Source organism: Pseudomonas sp. NPDC089530 (genome assembly GCF_050280705.1).
In the GTDB taxonomy this organism is placed as follows: domain Bacteria; phylum Pseudomonadota; class Gammaproteobacteria; order Pseudomonadales; family Pseudomonadaceae; genus Aquipseudomonas.
Genome location: NZ_JBNNVU010000002.1, coordinates 106,169 through 122,005, shown reverse-complemented (window position 1 = coordinate 122,005; position 15,837 = coordinate 106,169). Strand labels below are relative to the sequence as shown.

The 15,837-nt window shown below is 65.0% G+C and carries 17 protein-coding genes; 11 read left to right on the top strand and 6 right to left on the bottom strand.

Annotated elements, in window-relative coordinates; translation table 11 throughout:
• The first annotated feature begins 20 nt into the window (after positions 1–20).
• On the top strand, positions 21–956 hold the full coding sequence (locus ACQKQA_RS01580) for a LysR family transcriptional regulator (RefSeq protein ID WP_427552768.1): 936 nt from the start codon (positions 21–23) through the stop codon (positions 954–956).
• On the opposite strand, the gene ACQKQA_RS01575 is transcribed toward ACQKQA_RS01580, so the two are convergent.
• On the bottom strand, positions 928–1,182 hold the full coding sequence (locus ACQKQA_RS01575; RefSeq protein ID WP_427552766.1) for a hypothetical protein: 255 nt from the start codon (positions 1,180–1,182) through the stop codon (positions 928–930). The two genes, ACQKQA_RS01580 and ACQKQA_RS01575, sit on opposite strands and share 29 nt — an antisense overlap.
• Positions 1,183–1,338: 156 nt before the next feature.
• Between ACQKQA_RS01575 and ACQKQA_RS01570 the strand changes: the two genes are divergently transcribed.
• Positions 1,339–1,659 (top strand): DUF883 family protein, encoded by a 321-nt coding sequence (locus ACQKQA_RS01570; protein ID WP_427552764.1) that lies wholly within the window; start codon positions 1,339–1,341, stop codon positions 1,657–1,659.
• Positions 1,660–1,742: 83 nt separating this feature from the next.
• On the opposite strand, the gene ACQKQA_RS01565 is transcribed toward ACQKQA_RS01570, so the two are convergent.
• A complete protein-coding gene (locus ACQKQA_RS01565) occupies positions 1,743–2,780 on the bottom strand; it encodes an Ldh family oxidoreductase (RefSeq protein WP_427552762.1) in 1,038 nt (345 codons plus the stop codon).
• 308 nt (positions 2,781–3,088) lie between these two features.
• On the opposite strand from ACQKQA_RS01565, the gene ACQKQA_RS01560 reads away from it, so the two are divergent.
• Positions 3,089–4,087 (top strand): FecR family protein, encoded by a 999-nt coding sequence (locus ACQKQA_RS01560; RefSeq protein WP_427552760.1) that lies wholly within the window; start codon positions 3,089–3,091, stop codon positions 4,085–4,087.
• A 52-nt stretch (positions 4,088–4,139) separates the two neighbouring features.
• Here ACQKQA_RS01560 and ACQKQA_RS01555 read toward each other — a convergent pair whose 3' ends face one another.
• Positions 4,140–6,488 (bottom strand): acylase, encoded by a 2,349-nt coding sequence (locus ACQKQA_RS01555; protein ID WP_427552758.1) that lies wholly within the window; start codon positions 6,486–6,488, stop codon positions 4,140–4,142.
• Between the two features lie 308 nt (positions 6,489–6,796).
• Here ACQKQA_RS01555 and ACQKQA_RS01550 point away from each other — a divergent pair, with 308 nt between their 5' ends.
• A complete protein-coding gene (locus ACQKQA_RS01550) occupies positions 6,797–7,177 on the top strand; it encodes a fe2+ zn2+ uptake regulation protein (protein ID WP_427552756.1) in 381 nt (126 codons plus the stop codon).
• A 19-nt stretch (positions 7,178–7,196) separates the two neighbouring features.
• Here ACQKQA_RS01550 and ACQKQA_RS01545 read toward each other — a convergent pair whose 3' ends face one another.
• Positions 7,197–7,385, bottom strand: a complete 189-nt coding sequence (locus tag ACQKQA_RS01545) for a hypothetical protein (RefSeq protein WP_427552754.1) — start codon at positions 7,383–7,385, stop codon at positions 7,197–7,199.
• A gap of 166 nt (positions 7,386–7,551) precedes the next feature.
• Between ACQKQA_RS01545 and ACQKQA_RS01540 the strand changes: the two genes are divergently transcribed.
• The gene (locus ACQKQA_RS01540; protein ID WP_427552752.1) at positions 7,552–7,683 is read left to right on the top strand and encodes a hypothetical protein; all 132 of its coding nucleotides are present in this window, start codon (positions 7,552–7,554) and stop codon (positions 7,681–7,683) included.
• Positions 7,684–8,026: 343 nt separating this feature from the next.
• On the opposite strand, the gene ACQKQA_RS01535 is transcribed toward ACQKQA_RS01540, so the two are convergent.
• On the bottom strand, positions 8,027–8,944 hold the full coding sequence (locus tag ACQKQA_RS01535) for a LysR family transcriptional regulator (RefSeq protein WP_427552750.1): 918 nt from the start codon (positions 8,942–8,944) through the stop codon (positions 8,027–8,029).
• Between the two features lie 120 nt (positions 8,945–9,064).
• Between ACQKQA_RS01535 and ACQKQA_RS01530 the strand changes: the two genes are divergently transcribed.
• Entirely contained in the window at positions 9,065–10,060 is a 996-nt protein-coding gene (locus ACQKQA_RS01530) for an aldo/keto reductase (protein WP_427552748.1), read from the top strand.
• A 57-nt stretch (positions 10,061–10,117) separates the two neighbouring features.
• Here ACQKQA_RS01530 and ACQKQA_RS01525 read toward each other — a convergent pair whose 3' ends face one another.
• Positions 10,118–10,648, bottom strand: coding sequence for a hypothetical protein (locus ACQKQA_RS01525; RefSeq protein ID WP_427552746.1), 531 nt, complete (start codon positions 10,646–10,648; stop codon positions 10,118–10,120).
• 492 nt (positions 10,649–11,140) lie between these two features.
• Between ACQKQA_RS01525 and ACQKQA_RS01520 the strand changes: the two genes are divergently transcribed.
• The 5 genes from ACQKQA_RS01520 (at position 11,141) to copD (ending at position 15,795) form a co-directional block, all read left to right on the top strand.
• Positions 11,141–11,596 carry an SRPBCC family protein gene (locus tag ACQKQA_RS01520; protein WP_427552743.1) on the top strand — a complete coding sequence of 152 codons (456 nt, stop codon included), beginning with the start codon at positions 11,141–11,143 and terminating at the stop codon, positions 11,594–11,596.
• Positions 11,597–11,705: 109 nt separating this feature from the next.
• Positions 11,706–13,523 (top strand): copper resistance system multicopper oxidase, encoded by a 1,818-nt coding sequence (locus ACQKQA_RS01515; protein ID WP_427552741.1) that lies wholly within the window; start codon positions 11,706–11,708, stop codon positions 13,521–13,523.
• A 74-nt stretch (positions 13,524–13,597) separates the two neighbouring features.
• Positions 13,598–14,449 carry a copper resistance protein B gene (locus ACQKQA_RS01510; RefSeq protein ID WP_427552911.1) on the top strand — a complete coding sequence of 284 codons (852 nt, stop codon included), beginning with the start codon at positions 13,598–13,600 and terminating at the stop codon, positions 14,447–14,449.
• 56 nt (positions 14,450–14,505) lie between these two features.
• Positions 14,506–14,889 (top strand): copper homeostasis periplasmic binding protein CopC, encoded by a 384-nt coding sequence (gene copC, locus ACQKQA_RS01505; protein WP_427552739.1) that lies wholly within the window; start codon positions 14,506–14,508, stop codon positions 14,887–14,889.
• Positions 14,890–14,892: 3 nt separating this feature from the next.
• Positions 14,893–15,795 carry a copper homeostasis membrane protein CopD gene (gene copD, locus ACQKQA_RS01500; RefSeq protein ID WP_427552737.1) on the top strand — a complete coding sequence of 301 codons (903 nt, stop codon included), beginning with the start codon at positions 14,893–14,895 and terminating at the stop codon, positions 15,793–15,795.
• The last annotated feature ends 42 nt before the right edge of the window (positions 15,796–15,837 follow it).

Sequence of the window (15,837 nt, the reverse complement as noted above, 5' to 3'; positions counted from 1 at the left end):
CCATCCTGATACTGAATGATATGAACCAGATGAATATCGCCCAGGTCGATCTCAACCTGCTTAAGGCTTTCGAAGCCCTGCATGACGAATCCAGCGCCAGCCGCGCCGCCCTGCGCCTGGGGGTCACCCAATCGGCCATGAGCGCGGCGCTGCGGCGCCTGCGCGAGCTGTACGGCGATCAGTTGTTCGTGCGCACCGGGCGCGGTTTGGCCCCGACGCTGCGGGCCAACCAGCTCAAGCCGGTGGTCAGCGAGGCCCTGAACAAATGCCGGCAGAGCCTGGCCATGGTCGATCCCCACGCCAGCCACTATCAGGGGCGTTCGGTGGCGATCGGGCTGTCGGACGATTTCGAGATCGCCTACGGCCGGCGGCTGATCGAGGAAGTCGCCAAACGCGCGCCGAAGCTGCGGCTGATCTTTCGCCAGAGCCACAGCCAGATCGTCGGTGAAACGCTGTTGCAGCGCGGCATCGACCTGGCCATCAGCGCTGGCGGTTTCGCCGAACGCATGCTCAGCCGTCAGGTGTTGGGGGAAGGCAGCTACCTGTGCCTGGCGGACCCGGCGAGCCTGCGGCCGGGCCAGCAGGCCATCGACCTCGATGAGTTCGTCGCCCGCGAGCATGTGCTGGTGTCGTCGCAAGGGTTTATCGGGATTACCGACGAGGGGTTGGCGGCGCTGGGGCTGAGCCGCCAGGTCTGCGCCTCGACCACGCATTTCGCCGCGCTGCCCCATCTGCTCAAGGGCAGCGAGGCGGTGGCGACCATTCCGGCCCATGCCGCGCAGAGCATCGCCGCGCTGACCGGGCTGGCGTTGCTGCCCTGCCCGCTGGACCTGCCGCGCTACCCGATCGAGCTGGGCTGGCGCACCAGCGCGCAGATCGACCCGGTGGTATTGAAAGTGCGGGAGGCGATAGTCGCCAGTTTCGAGGCTACTTGTTCGCCGCCATCAGGCGATTGACTTCACTGCGCACCATGTTGGAGTACTCTGGCGGCGACATGCCGTCGAGCTCGGCACGCACCCACTCGGCCCACTTGCCCTTGCGCTTGGCGCGCTCGCCGAACAACCGTGCGGCTTCGCCCTTGGCCTTGCCCAGGTTGCTCTGCCACAGTTCGAACAGACGGGACTTTTCATCTTCGATCTCTGCGCGCTCGGCGAGAGTCTTGTTGGCCAGATTGAAGCTCATGGGAATTTCCTGCTGCGTAAAATAACCGACATCTTACACTGTGACGGCCGGGGTTTTCCCGCCGGCATCGGGCCGGCGGGGAAAATAGCTGCAACGTTGCGCCGCCCCCAGGGCTCCATTGTCCATCCCATCACCGACCCGCAAGGAGTAACGCAAATGGCTCGTAGAACCGCCGCCCAAGGGGCAGACGAACAAATCAAGGACCAGGTCTTCAGCGAACTGCAGGCGCTGATCGAGGAATCGGAAAAGCTGCTGAAGAGCAGCGCGTCGCTGGTTGGTGAGGAAGGCGAGACCCTGCGCCAGCAGGCAGGGCTGAAACTCAAGCAGGCGCTGGATTCAGTGTCCAGCGTGCGCGAACGCAGCAAGCCAGTGGTGGACGCCACCGAGCGCTACATCGGCGGCCATCCCTGGCAGACCGTGGCCATCTCCGCCGGCGTCGGCCTGCTGGTGGGCCTGTTGTTGGGGCGTCGCTCGTAACGCTCGTTGCCCCCGCCCCTAAAAAGTCGCAAAGAAAGGACCAGGCCTCGCGCCTGGTCCTTGCGTCTGGAGGGGTTGTTTTTTTACAGCCCCGCCAGCTCCCGCAACTGCTGGAGCTCGGTGACAGGCAAGGCGATCCCGTCGCGCAGGGATTTCTCCCGCTGCAGATGGCGCCGGTCCCCCGGCAGGCGCTTGAGCCCTACCCCATGCATCTGCCTGACCAGTTCCTGGCTGCGCTCGGCAAAATTCTGCCCGGCGCCCTTGCTCGGATCGATGACGATCAGCAACTGGCCGGTCCAGGGCGTCTTCGCTCCCGGGTGGTTGGACCAGTCGAACTCGAACGAGAAGTTGCCGCCTGTCAGTGCTGCGGCCAGCAGCTCGACCATCATCGACAGCGCCGAGCCCTTGTGCCCGCCGAACGGCAACAGCGCGCCGCCTTCGAGAATGGCTTTCGGGTCGTCGGTGGGCTGGCCGAGGGCGTCCACCCCCATGCCCGGCGGCAGGCGCTCGCCCTGACGCGCGGCGATCTGCACATCACCGTGGGCGATGGCGCTGGTGGCCAGGTCGAAGACGATGGGCGCGCCACCGGCCTGGGGCGCGGCGAAGGCAATCGGGTTGGTGCCGAACAAGGGGCGGTCGGCGCCGTGGGGCACCACGCAGGTCATGCTGTTGACCACGCTCAGGGCCACCAGCCCTTCCTCGGCGAACGGCTCGACGTCCGGCCACAGCGCGGCGAAATGATGGGAATTGCGAATCGCCAGAATGGCAATGCCAGCATGGCGCGCCTTCTCCACCAGCAGCGCCCGCGCTGCCGCCAGCGCCGGCTGGGCGAAGCCGTTGCCGGCATCGACCCGGACAAAGGCCGCGGCCACGTCCTCGACCACCGGCACGGCCTGGCCGTTGACCCAGCCGCTCTTGAGGGTCGACACGTAACCGGGAATACGGAACACACCATGGCTGTGGGCACCGTCGCGCTCGGCGCCGGCACAGTTGCGCGCCAGGCTGTGCGCCACTTCGGCGCTGGTGCCATGACGCAGGAAGATGCTTTCCAACAGCTTCACCAGCGCCTCGAGCGACAGGTGTTCAACGGGCGTTTCAACAGCCAGGGGCGATACAGACATCTGAAGCTCCGGATTAATTATTGGAATGGGCTACAGGGTATGAGGAGGCACCCGAGTGGGTGCGTCCGGCGATTAAACAACGCTTTGCGCGCGTCCTGTCAACCTCGGCCATGACCTGAACCAGCGCCTGACGGCGGCAACCGGGTTTTTGATCATTTTTTCACGCCTGTCGTGGATACTGCCCGTCTACGCCCGATTTCCAGGGCGCCTGGGCAAAAAATAAGTCCCACTTCGATAGGCCTTGGCCAAGACGGCTGTTCTCCAAGCCTGGCTGCGAAGGGTAGAATGCGCGAAACCAGGAAGAGTCAATGAGCGAACAGCACCTCACAGAAGCCGAATACGACGCCATCACCGATGCCGCCGCGCAGTGGTGCATGCGTCTGCATGCCGCGGACTGTACGGCCGCCGAACGCGAGGCCTTCGAGCAATGGCGTGATGCCCATCCCGCGCATGCCTTCGAATACGAAGCGATGCAGGAGATCTGGGACGTCGCCGAGCACCTGCCACGGCCAGCCGCCCCTGCCCTGCCCCTGCCGGCCCCACGCAAACCGTGGCGGGCCTACGGCATGGCCGCGGCGATCAGCATGCTGGCCCTGCCCCTGGCGGCCTACAGCGGCTGGAGCCTGGGCTGGCTGCCCTCCTCCTACGAGCGTTTCCAGGCCGATGGCAGCGTGCGCCAGGTGACCCTGGCCGACAGCAGCCAGGTCGAACTCAACCTGGGCACCGAGCTGACCTACAGCAACTACAAGGACCAGCGCCGGGTCACCCTGAACAAAGGCGAAGCCTTCTTCAAGGTCGCCCACGACCGCAGCCACCCGTTCGTGGTCAAGGCGGCCAGCGGCGAGGTCCGGGTCACCGGCACCCAGTTCAACGTGTGGCTGTACCAGGATCAGGTGCGGGTCACCCTGCTCGAAGGTTCGGTGCTGGTGAACAGCGACAGCAGCCACCCCGACGGCGGCTTCCGTCTCGACCCGGGCATGCAGGCGCGCTATCGCCAGGGCGATTACCAGCCGCAGATCAGCCAGACCTATGCCCACGACAGCTCGCTGGCCTGGCGCCAGGGCAAGCTGGTGCTGGACAATCTGGCGCTCGGCGAAGCCCTGCCGCTGATCAACCGTTACCTGAGTACCCCGGTGATGCTGGCCGACAATGCCACCGGCGACATTCGCGTCGGCGGCATCTACGACATCACCGCGGTCAAGAGCCTGGTGTCTACGCTGCCCAAGGTGCTGCCGGTGTACCTGACCCGCAACCAGGACGGCAACCCGGTCATCAACTCGCTGCCCGGCACCACGCCAAAAAGCTGAAGGCCGCTACCCTCGCGGGTGCGGCCTTCGGTTGACGCCGGGTTGCAGTCGCTTACTGGGTGGCGACCTTGTTCAGTCGTTCATCCCCTTCACGAATCACCTGCAAGCGATACTGCGGGTCCGCCTGGATCTGCTGTTCGGTGAACGGCAGCACACTCCATTGCTTCTTCGAGAACGCCTCGGTCTGGTCCCGCGAGTGCGGCGACGCCGGATCGCTGGACAGTGAAAACGCCAACAGGCCCTGGGCATGGGGCCCCTGGTCGTCGAAGGTCACCACTTGCAGGTAGCTGGTGCCGCTGACCACCTCACGCTTGCCGTCGGCCGCGGGCACGCTCTGAATCGCGTTGTACACTCCGAGAGCGGCCGGCCCGCCATGGATTGGCGTCTGCCGGTCGCCACTGCTGACCACCTGGACATCGCCCCAGCGGCTATCGGCTTTCAGGCCCGCCTCGGCCACCTGCTGGACCGAGGCCAGCATCGCCTCGCGCAGCGCCTTGGCCACCGCCGGCCGGTCGATCGCCAGGCCACGGGGCGTGTGCCGCGGGTCCTGCGCATCGAAGGGCACGCGCCAGCGCTCATCGACCGCTTCCAACTGCTCCATGACGTTCTGGAAATGCACGAAGCCCAAGCCGCTCTGCAGGTTGGCGGTGCGGTCCCAAGCCTTGAGGCTGGCGCACAACGGCGCCAGGGCTTGCGCGTCGCGGCCCAGGTCTCCGGCACAGAACTGCAGCAGGTCCGGCATCACTTGCCCGGCCTGGTACACCTGATCGTCCATCACCATGTGCTTGAGGTCGGCGGCGCTCAGCGGCTCGCCCTGGCCGGTGCCGATCAGGCGGTTCAGGGCAAAACGCGCCCGTTGCCCCAGCGGCAGGTCCTGCTGGCTGATCAGCGGCGAGAAGCCCTGCAACGGCGCGGCCGGGTTGACCAGCCACGCCGAATCGTTGGAGTTCTGCACGTAATCGCTGCGCAGTAATTGCGGCAGCTGGCTGGCCGGGTAGATGCCTTTCTGCGCGGCGGTCGGGTCGATGTCCCAGGCGCAGGCGCTGCGGGAACCGTCAAGGACAATCAGTTGCGTGCCGATCCGTGGGTCGCTGCAGCGCGCCAGTTTTTCCGCACTGACGTTGGGCACCACCGACTGGTTCATGTACAGGGCCTGGCCCTGGTCATCCACGGCCAGGGTGTTGACCCAGGGAATGCCCTGCAGCTGGTGCACGGAGGCTTGCAGTTCCTTGAGGTTGCGGGCCTGGTTCATCGCGTACCACTGCTGCAGCACCCGGTCGTTGTCCAGGTTGGCGTCGCGCAGGCTGTAGGCGAACCGGTTGTCCCAATCCAGCTTGCCGGGCCATTGCACCAGCGGGCCGAACGCCGAGCTGTAGACACTGTGACTGAGGGTCTGGAGCTGGCCGTCCTCGCCTTTGACCTGGACGCTGAGCGTCTGTTTTTCCAACGGCAGGGACTTGCCATCGAGCAGGTAGCGGGTCGGATCCTTCGGGTCCAGTTGCAGGCGATACAGGGTGAAGTGCTTGGAGGTATCCACGGTGTGGGTCCAGGCCAGGTGCTGGCTGAAGCCGATATTGATCAGCGGCAGGCCAGGCAAGGCGGCGCCCATCACATCCAGCTTGCCGGGAATGGTCAGGTGCATCTGATAGAAGCGCATGCCGCCCACCCACGGGAAATGCGGGTTGGCCAGCAGCATGCCGCGACCATTGAACGAGCGCTCGCGCCCCACGGCCACAGCGTTGCTGCCACGGTCCAGGGCAAAGCGCTGGTTGCGCCCCTCGGCCTGGGCGAAGGCCTGGGCCGAGGGTGCGACCTGCACAGTGGCGGACGGCGGCGTCGCGGCCACCAGGGCCTCGGCGAACTGGCCGACGCCGCCTTCCACCAGCAGCCGTCGGGTCAGTTTGACTAAGTCCAGGGCGGTCAACGGCCGCACCCAGCCGCCCTGGCACTGCTCAGGCAGGACCTGGGCCTGGCGCTCGGCCAGGGAGCGGTTGTAGCCGGCGACATAACCTTCGATCAGTTGCCGCACCTGGGGCGTCTGCGCCTGCCAGAAGCCGAACACCGCTTGCGGGGTGTTGAGCCAGTTGAAGAACAGGTCGCTGGCCAGGTTTTCCCGCTGTTCGAGGGTCTGTTGCCGCGGGCCGAAATACTTCGAACGCTCGCCATTGACCGTCAGTACTTCATTGGCCAGCAGGCACAGGTTGTCCTGGGCGTAGGCATAGCCAATGCCATAACCCAGCCCGCGTTCGTCGGCAGCGCGAATATGCGGGACCCCAAAACCGGTGCGGCGAATATCGGCACTCGCCGCGCCGGACGGGGCCTCGCGCCCCTGAGCCGCCAGGCTCAACCCCAGAAACAAACCCGCAAGGCAAAACCTGGGCAACCGCCTGGAAATAATCACGCCGACTCCTGATCGAAAAAATGCCGAACCTGGGCTGGCGTGACCTGCGCTGCGCGCGCAGGGAGCACGGGGTCCAGCCCGCAAAGAACCGCGGGGGTCGGCATCAGCCAGGCCCCGCCTGCCCTTACAGACGAACCCGACGGGAAAAATTTAACCCCGGCACACCCGATGCAAAACGCCCGTCAACCTGGCGATCACGGGCCCCTCACGAATTTTCTACATCCGGCGCTTCATGATTTGCGTGGCTCGTTCGTCTAGTGAATAGCAGCCGTCATTTTCCTGATCAGGCTCTGAAAAGGAGTTTTTGCATGTACGACCCGCAACTGCCAATGGATGGCCACACCGCACAACCCGCGTCCTCCCTGAACGTCGGGACCGGTGTCTTCGGCAAGCACGCCGAGCGCAATCGCAACGAACGCATCCGGCACCTGCTCAAGAGCTACGGCCTGCGCACCAGCCTGATTCGCCTGAAAGTCATCGACGCCTTGCTCGAGGCAGCCGAAAGCCATCGCGCCCTGGGGGTGCGTGGCATTCACAGTCAGTTGCTGGAGCTGGATATCCCGCTGTCGTTCCTCAGCGTGCGCGAGGTGTTGAAGCGGCTGTGCAGCGAAGGCGTGATCACCCTCAATGCGGACAAGAGCTTCAGCCTGCATCAACAGGCTGAAGCCATACTCGACGGCCGCGACTGAGGCCGTCGGGGGGAGTTTCTCAGGGCTTGACCTTGCGCCGCATCACGCCGTTGAGTACGACCACGGTCACCGCCACGCCGATGGCGATGTACTGGAAGGTTTTCTCGGTGATCACTCCGGCGTTCTGCAGGTAGGACAGGCCAAGCATGATTCCCAGTACCGCCAGGGAAATCACAATCGAATAGATCAAGCGTTGCTTCTGGGTCATTACGGGTTCCTGAGCCGAATGTATCGGCCTTGTATCGAAACAGATACCAAGCGCCTACCGAGAATCGGGGATGGGCGCGGGCAAACGGGGTCTCATGTTACAGCCGCCGGAGCATTTTCGCTGCACCGTGGCGGTTTTAACCCCGAAAGCCTTTGAGGACTGTGCAATGTTCCGTCGAATCACACTGCTGATTCCACTGCTGGCGATGCTGACCCTGTCCGGCTGCATCATCTTCCCTCACGATGGCTGGCATCACCATCATTACGATGGCGGCCACGGCTACTACTATCGCCGTTGAGCATTGGACGCTCCGACACAGGCATGAGGCCGCGACGCCGTCCAGCCACCCGATATCACCCGACGCCCGCCTGATTGCGGGCGTTTTTTGTTCCCCTCTGCTGATGAGACCGATACACCGTATGGCCTGGCTGGCGGCGACAGGGATAGCGCGCAGGTTCGGTGCACGCGGTCGATGTAGCCGCTGCCGCAGGCTGCGAACGACCGCGCAGCGAGCGCCAGAGCAGGCGCCGCGGTGTTTCAGGTAAATCGTGCATTCAGGGTTTGCGGCAACTGCGTTGCCGATCGCAGCCTCGCGTTGCTCGGCAGCGGCTACCAGGACAGCGCTATGCCTGTCGTTGGAGTCAGTCGAGCCGGGTGTTGTGGATTCCCGGCTGGGCGAAGAGTTCCACCAGCCAGTCGACGAAGACCCGAACCCGGGTCGACAGGTGCCGGTGCGGCGGGTACAGCGCGGTCAGCGGCAGCCTGGGGGGCGGGATGTGCCTGAGCACCTCGCTCAGGCGCCCCTCGGCCAGTTGCTGGGCAACGTGGTAGTACGGCGTCTGCACCAGCCCGTAGCCGGCCTCGCAGGCCGCAAGGTAGCCGTCGGCGCTGTTGACCGACACCTGGCGCGGCAACTCCGGCAGCAGCACCTGGCCCTGCACCTGGAACTCCAGGCCATAACGCTTGCCGCTGACGCTGGAGAAATACTCGATCATCCGGTGCCCGGCCAGATCGTCCAGGCTCTGCGGCACCCCGTGCTGGCGCAGATACTCGGGACTGGCGCAGGTCACCTGCTCCAGCAGCAACAACGGCCGGGCCACCAGCGAATCGTCAAGGGCCAGGCCGCCGCGCAACACGCAGTCCACCCCTTCGCGAATCAGATCCACCGGCCGGTCGTTGAGGCCGATCTCCAGCTCGATCTGCGGATAACGCGCGGAAAACGCCGGCAGCGCCGGAATCACCAGCAACCGCCCGACTCCGGCCGGCATGTCGATGCGCAAGGTGCCGCGGGGGTTGTGGCGCGTGGCGGAAAACGCCGCTTCGGTTTCCTCCAGATCAGCCAGCAAACGCACGCAGCGCTGGTAATAGGCGGCGCCGTCCAGGGTCGGCGTGACCTGCCGGGTGGTGCGCAACAGCAGTTGCACGCCCAGGTACGCCTCCAGTTGCTTGATCAGCACCGTCACCGAAGCCCGGGGCATCTGCAGGCTGTCGGCGGCCTTGGCGAAGCCACCGAGGTCGACGATCCGGGTGAACACACGCATGGCATTAAAACGGTCCATTGGCCTGGCCTGTCGCGGATTATTTAGAAATTACGAATAGTGATAGCGCTTTTAGCCGGTTTATCTTGTTTTTGTCGAGGGGAACAATGGCCGCCATTCCCCCCAACGGAGCTTCCCCCAATGCAAACCCGTCAACTGGGCAAGAACGGCCCGCAGGTTTCCGCCATCGGCCTCGGCTGCATGGGCATGACCGACTTCTACACCACCGGCACCGATACCCGGGAAGCCACCGCCACCCTGCACCGCGCCCTGGAACTGGGAATCAACCTGCTGGACACCGCCGACATGTACGGCCCCCACAGCAATGAAACGCTGATCGGCCAGGCGATTCGCGGCAAGCGCGAACAGGTGTTCCTGGCCAGCAAGTTCGGCATCGTGCGCAACCCGGACGATGCCGCGGCACGGGGGGTCAACGGCCGCCCCGAATACGTTCGCCAGTCGATCGACGGCACCTTGCGACGCCTGGGTGTGGAGACCCTGGACCTGTATTACCAGCACCGTATCGACCCGGACGTGGCCATCGAGGAAACCGTCGGCGCCATGGCCGAGCTGGTGCAGGCCGGCAAGGTCCGCTACCTGGGGCTCAGCGAAGCCTCGGTGACGACCCTGGAGCGGGCCCACAAGGTGCATCCGATCAGCGCCCTGCAAAGCGAATATTCGCTGTGGAGTCGCGACCAGGAAGACAACGGCTGCCTCGCCGCCTGCCAGCGCCTGGGCATTGCCTTCGTGCCCTACAGCCCTCTGGGGCGCGGCTTTCTCACCGGCGCCCTGAAGAGCCCGGACGACTTCGCCGCCGACGACTACCGGCGCTTCAGCCCACGTTTCCAGGGCGAGAACTTCGCGAAAAACCTGTTGCTGGTGGAGCAGGTCCAACAGTTGGCGGCCGCCCGGGGCATTACCGCCGGGCAACTGGCCCTGGCCTGGGTGCTGGCCCAGGGCGACTACCTGATCCCGATTCCGGGCACCAAGCAGCGCAAGTACCTGGAAGAAAACGTCGCCGCGCTGCAGGTCCGCCTCAACACTGAGGAGCTGCAGGCCCTGGAACGGATCTTCAGCCCCGACACCACCGCCGGCGAGCGTTACCCGCAAGCGGTGATGGCCTTGCTCGACCGCTAAACCCCGGGCACAAAAAAGCCCTCGACCGAGTCACCGGTCGAGGGCTTTTTTATCGCCTCACGCCTTGGTGGAGCGGTTCTTGTCGGTCACCGTGGTGCCGTTGCCCTTGCCGTAGCTTTGCAGGTTCTGCAGCACGTAGATGGCTTTCCTGTACTCGGGGATCAAGTAGTTGGCGTACTTGTTGCCCTTGATGTTGTTGCTCTGGATGTTGTCCAGCTGGATCGCGAAGTATTCCAGGGCGTTGAACTTGGCCTCGGGATCCTTCTGCACGCCGAAGCGGTCGAACTTGTCGCCGGCGTTGAGCAGGGTCATCGCCGTCACGTCGCTGATCAGGCCCTTTTCCTTGAGGAAGGTGCTCATGTTGCCCAGCTGCTTGGCGCTGACGTTCTCCGGATCGAAACCCTTGATCTGCTTGTGCAGCTTCATTTCGTCCATCTTGAACACATTCAGCGCCAGCGGGTTCTGGCCGACCATGGCCAGCATCTGCTTGACCTTGGTGCTCTGGCTGACCGGTTTGCCCCGGGTGCCGGTGTCTTGCACCAGCAGGCCGGCCTTGCTGGTCCAGCCGCCGACATTTCCGATTGTCATAAAAACTCCTGTGTCCGGGCTTCCCGCAACTTTTGCCCCGCTTGCGCGACCCACGGGAAGATCGCGCAAGTACAACTAAGGACCGTCTGGAAAGCCTGATTGAAGGGAAGAGATGGTCGGAGTATCGGCACAGCAGGAGGTTGCTCCAATAAATATTTCGAGAATTTACAATTTTCGTACATTCTCGATACAAATGCCTGGAAGCCGCGTTTTTGCTGGCTGCAACAATTATTTAACAATCCGATCCACAGCCACTAGCACGGCAAAACGCAGCAAATAGTTAGTTGTCTTCGGAGGTATTTCCAGTGACTTTCGCTTCACTTGCCGGGGGTTTGCCCGACTTTCCCCACCTGCGCCCCACCCGGGAAAAGTGCCACGGCCATCCCCGGCCTCTCGTGGGCGGTTGCGATCCGCGCCGGACGGTCGGTGACCCAGCCCCATGGCCGCTCGCAGGCAACTATATTTGAGGGTCCCGCCACAAGGAGGTGTGCCATGGAACAACATCAACTGCACCTGCTGGAGGAGCTCATCAGCCACGAGCTCTACATCGATGCGTCGGTCGATACCGTCTATTACTACGTCACCCAACCGGATCGCTGGAGTGAATGGCACCCCTCCTCCCTGCGCTCCGACACCGGCCTGGCCGGCTCATTGCCGACGGGGCATCGCTTCAGCGAAACCATCGACCTGCTCGGCGTGCAGATCCAGATAAACTGCCGGGTGCTGTCCGCGGTGTTTCCCAGGGAGTTCAAGGTCGGTTTCAGTTCCGTGCCGGTGGACGGCTCGCTGCACTATCAGTTGCACAAGTACGGGGACGGCACCCTGTTCAAACGCACGCTGCGTTACTCCACCGACCTCAACCTGAGCAGCTTGCGGGCACGCATCGAACAGATCTCCGTGCTGGCCCTGAGCAATCTCAAGCGCCACCTGGAAACCGCTGTGCGCTGAACCGGCACCCGGCTGACAAATCTGTAATGTCGTCCTCAGTTTCCTGACAGGCCGGGCCGCTTAAGGTCACCTCCTACCTGACACACCAGGATCGAGGGAGCCTTGGGGCATGCACGTAAAACCCACGCGACGCAGTTTTATCAAAGGCCTGGCCGCCGGCGGCGTACTCGCCGGCACCGGACTGTGGCAACAGCCGCTCTGGGCCCGCAACAACGACGGCCAGCTGCCGGCGCTCAGCGGCCAGCAGTTCGACCTGTTCATCGGTGAGACCCAGGTCAACTACAGCGGCGCGCCACGCACCGCGATGACCATCAATGGCGGCCTGCCCGGCCCGCTGCTGCGCTGGCGCGAGGGCGACACCGTGACCATCCGGGTGCGCAACCGCCTGGAACAGGACACCTCGATCCACTGGCACGGCCTGATCCTGCCGGCCAACATGGACGGCGTGCCGGGCCTGAGCTTCCACGGCATCGCCCCCGGCGGTCTCTACGAATACCGCTTCAAGGTCCAGCAGAACGGCACCTACTGGTACCACAGCCACTCGGGCCTGCAGGAACAGGCCGGGGTCTACGGGCCGCTGGTGATCGAGGCCCGCGAGCCGGAGCCCTTCCAGTACGACCGCGACTACGTGGTGATGCTCAGCGACTGGAGCGACGAGGCGCCGGAACGTCTGATGCACATCCTGAAAAAGCAGTCCGGCTACTACAACTTCCACAAGCGCACCGTGGGCGACTTCATCGAGGACGTCAGCCGCGACGGCTGGGCGGCCACCCTCGCCGACCGCAAGATGTGGGCGCAGATGAACATGAGCCCCACGGACCTGGCGGACGTCAGCGGCCATACCTACACCTACCTGATCAATGGCCAGAGCCCGGGCGGCAACTGGACCGGGCTGTTCAAGCCCGGCGAGAAACTGCGCCTGCGCCTGATCAACGGCTCGGCCATGAGCTACTTCGACCTGCGCATCCCCGGCCTGAAAATGACCGTGGTCGCCGCCGACGGCCAGTACGTGCAGCCGGTCAGCGTCGACGAGCTGCGCATCGCCGTGGCGGAAACCTACGACGTGCTGGTCGAGCCCGGCTCGCAGGAGGCCTACACCCTGTTCGCCCAATCCATGGACCGCACCGGCTATGCCCGCGGCACCCTGAGCCAGCGCCCGGGGCTGAGCGCCAGCGTCCCACCGCTGGACCCGCGGCCGCTGATCAGCATGGCCGACATGGGCATGGACCACGGCAGCATGGGCGCCATGCCCGGCATGGATCATGGCCAGATGCAGGGCATGGATCACGGCAATATGGCGGGGATGGATCACAGTCAGATGCGGGGCATGGATCACAGCGGCATGGCCGGCATGTCGGGCATGGACCACGGCGCGATGGGCGGCGCCATGCAGAGCCACCCGGCCTCGGAAGACGGCAACCCGCTGGTGGACATGCAGACCATGAGCCCGACGCCGAAGCTCGACGATCCAGGCATCGGCCTGCGCAACAACGGCCGCCGGGTGCTGACCTACGCCGACCTGCGCAGCACCTTCGAAGACCCCGACGGCCGCGAACCGAGCCGCACCCTCGAGCTGCACCTGACCGGGCACATGGAGAAATTCGCCTGGTCGTTCGACGGCATCAAGTTCAGCGACGCCCAGCCCCTGCGCCTGACCTACGGCGAGCGGGTGCGCATCACCCTGGTCAACGACACCATGATGACCCACCCCATCCACCTGCATGGCATGTGGAGCGACCTGGAGGACGAACAGGGACGCTTCATGGTGCGCAAGCACACCATCGACATGCCGCCGGGCAGCAAGCGCAGCTACCGGGTGACCGCCGACGCCCTGGGGCGCTGGGCCTATCACTGCCACCTGCTGTATCACATGGAGATGGGCATGTTTCGCGAAGTACAAGTGGACGAAGCCGGGAGCGCCGCATGATGCCGAAGAACGCCTTGACCCTGTTCACCGCCCTGCTCGGCCTCGGCGCTGGCACGCTGCAGGCCGCCGAGACCATGGACCACTCGACGATGCAACAGGCGTCCGTGCCGCCGGCTGCCCAGCCAGCCAGTGCCATGTCGGGCATGGACCACGGCCAGATGACCAGCATGGACAGCGCACCGCTGCAAATGATGGACTCGGCGGCGCCGACCCAGAGCCGCACGCCGATCCCGGTGCTCACCGACGCCGACCGCCGGGCCGCCTTCCCGCCGGTAGCCGGCCACGGCGTGCACGACAAGGCCATCAACTCGTTCTGGCTGGTCGACCGCCTGGAGTACCAGGACGCCGATGACGGCAGCGCCCTGGCCTGGGACCTGAACGGCTGGATCGGCGGCGACATCGACCGGCTGTGGCTGCGCAGCGAGGGCGAACGCACCAACGGCCATACCGAAAGCGCCCAGGTCGAGGCCCTCTGGGGGCATGCCATCGGCCCCTGGTGGGACGTGGTCAGCGGCGTGCGCCAGGACTTCAAGCCCGGCGCGCCGCAGACCTGGGCCGCCCTCGGGCTGCAAGGCATGGCCCTGTACAACTTCGAGAGCGAGGCCACCGCCTACCTCGGCGAAGGCGGCCAGAGCGCCCTGGGACTCAAGGCCGAGTACGACATCCTGCTGACCAATCGCCTGATCCTGCAGCCCACCGCGGAGGTCAACCTGTATGGCAAGAACGATCCGCAACGGGGCATCGGCTCGGGCCTCTCCGACCTGGAGGCCGGCCTGCGCCTGCGTTACGAGTTGCACCGCCAGTTCGCACCCTACGTCGGCGTGACCTGGAACCGCAGCTACGGCAAAACCGCCGACTACGCCCGCGAAGAAGGCGAAGACAACAGCGAAGCCCGGCTGGTGCTCGGTGTGCGCCTGTGGTTCTGACCCCGTTCAATTGATAACTAAAAACACTGCGCGGCCAATGCCGCCTGGAGCCTTGCATGTCCTACCTCAAGCATCTCGTCCTCGCCGTCACCTTCGGTGCCGGACTGTCCCTTGCCGGCCTCGCCCAGGCCCACCCGAAGCTGCTGGCCTCGACCCCGGCCGAAGGCGCCAAGGGCGCGGCCCCGGCGAAGATCGAGCTGCAATTCTCGGAAAGCCTCACCACGCAATTTTCCGGAGCCCGGCTGCTGATGACCGGCATGCCCGGGATGACCCACGCGCCGATGCCGGTCAAGGCCAGCGTGGCCGGCGGTACCGACCCGAAAAGCATGATCATCACCCCCGCCGCCCCGCTCTCGACAGGCAGCTATAAGGTCGAGTGGCGGGCGGTGTCCGCCGATACCCATCCGATCACCGGCAGCCTGACCTTCGAAGTCAACTGAACCATGGGCGACCTCCTCACGATCGCCTTGCGCTTTGCCCTCTACCTGGACCTGACGCTGTTGTTCGGCCTGGCGCTGTTCAGTCTTTACGGGCTGGGCAGCGCACAGGACCGCTGGCGCTTTCGCCGGCCCTTGGCGATGACCGTGGTGCTCGGCGTGCTGCTGTCCGGCGGCGCGCTGCTGCAACTGGCGTTGTCGATGAGCGGCGCCGCGAGCCTGGCGGAACTGGACCCGACCCTGTTGCCGATGCTGGTGCTGGAGACCGCTGTTGGCCAGAGCTGGTTGCTGCGCCTGGCGAGCTTGCTGCTGGCCGGCCTGGCGCTGGTGGGGCGCGACAGGTTCAGCCTGTACGGCCTGATCCTGGGGGCGACGACGGCCCTGGCGAGCCTGGCCTGGACCGGACACGGCGCGATGGACGACGGTGCCCGGCGCTATTTGCACCTGGGCAACGACATCCTGCACCTGCTGGGGTCCGGGGTCTGGTTGGGAGCCCTGGCGGCCTTTGCCCTGCTGTTGCGCAACAGCGCCCTCAGCGGCGAACGGCAGACCCGCGACCTGCTCGCGGCGCTCAAGGGTTTTGCCAGCCTGGGGGCGCTGGTCGTGGTCGCCCTGGGCCTGAGCGGGGTGCTCAATTACCTGCTGATCGTCGGCCCGGACCTGACGCCCTTGAGCGGCAGCACCTATGGCCTGCTGCTGGGCCTGAAGGTGGCGGTGTTCGCTCTCATGCTGGTGTTCGCCGCATTGAACCGCTTCCACCTGGTCCCGCAACTGGAGCAGGCACAGCAGGACTCGCCCGGGGTCGCCGTGGCCGCCTTGCGTCGCAGCATGATCCTGGAACTGCTGGCGGCCCTGCTGATCCTCGGCCTGGTGGCCGCGCTCGGCATCCTGAGCCCGGCCCAGCCCTAAGAACGCGCAGGCTTCTGCAGGAGCGAAGCTTGCTCGCGATGA

What these genes read in the sequence shown, in the direction of transcription:
- copD (WP_427552737.1), top strand. Translation starts at nt 14,893, where the DNA reads ATGGGCGACCTCCTCACGATCGCCTTGCGCTTTGCCCTCTACCTGGAC.
- ACQKQA_RS01545 (WP_427552754.1), bottom strand. Translation starts at nt 7,385, where the DNA reads ATGACCCAGAAGCAACGCTTGATCTATTCGATTGTGATTTCCCTGGCG.
- ACQKQA_RS01525 (WP_427552746.1), bottom strand. Translation starts at nt 10,648, where the DNA reads ATGACAATCGGAAATGTCGGCGGCTGGACCAGCAAGGCCGGCCTGCTG.
- ACQKQA_RS01565 (WP_427552762.1), bottom strand. Translation starts at nt 2,780, where the DNA reads ATGTCTGTATCGCCCCTGGCTGTTGAAACGCCCGTTGAACACCTGTCG.
- ACQKQA_RS01580 (WP_427552768.1), top strand. Translation starts at nt 21, where the DNA reads ATGAACCAGATGAATATCGCCCAGGTCGATCTCAACCTGCTTAAGGCT.
- ACQKQA_RS01520 (WP_427552743.1), top strand. Translation starts at nt 11,141, where the DNA reads ATGGAACAACATCAACTGCACCTGCTGGAGGAGCTCATCAGCCACGAG.
- ACQKQA_RS01575 (WP_427552766.1), bottom strand. Translation starts at nt 1,182, where the DNA reads ATGAGCTTCAATCTGGCCAACAAGACTCTCGCCGAGCGCGCAGAGATC.
- ACQKQA_RS01530 (WP_427552748.1), top strand. Translation starts at nt 9,065, where the DNA reads ATGCAAACCCGTCAACTGGGCAAGAACGGCCCGCAGGTTTCCGCCATC.
- ACQKQA_RS01550 (WP_427552756.1), top strand. Translation starts at nt 6,797, where the DNA reads ATGTACGACCCGCAACTGCCAATGGATGGCCACACCGCACAACCCGCG.
- ACQKQA_RS01560 (WP_427552760.1), top strand. Translation starts at nt 3,089, where the DNA reads ATGAGCGAACAGCACCTCACAGAAGCCGAATACGACGCCATCACCGAT.
- ACQKQA_RS01570 (WP_427552764.1), top strand. Translation starts at nt 1,339, where the DNA reads ATGGCTCGTAGAACCGCCGCCCAAGGGGCAGACGAACAAATCAAGGAC.
- ACQKQA_RS01535 (WP_427552750.1), bottom strand. Translation starts at nt 8,944, where the DNA reads ATGGACCGTTTTAATGCCATGCGTGTGTTCACCCGGATCGTCGACCTC.
- ACQKQA_RS01540 (WP_427552752.1), top strand. Translation starts at nt 7,552, where the DNA reads ATGTTCCGTCGAATCACACTGCTGATTCCACTGCTGGCGATGCTGACC.
- ACQKQA_RS01515 (WP_427552741.1), top strand. Translation starts at nt 11,706, where the DNA reads ATGCACGTAAAACCCACGCGACGCAGTTTTATCAAAGGCCTGGCCGCC.
- copC (WP_427552739.1), top strand. Translation starts at nt 14,506, where the DNA reads ATGTCCTACCTCAAGCATCTCGTCCTCGCCGTCACCTTCGGTGCCGGA.
- ACQKQA_RS01510 (WP_427552911.1), top strand. Translation starts at nt 13,598, where the DNA reads ATGGACCACTCGACGATGCAACAGGCGTCCGTGCCGCCGGCTGCCCAG.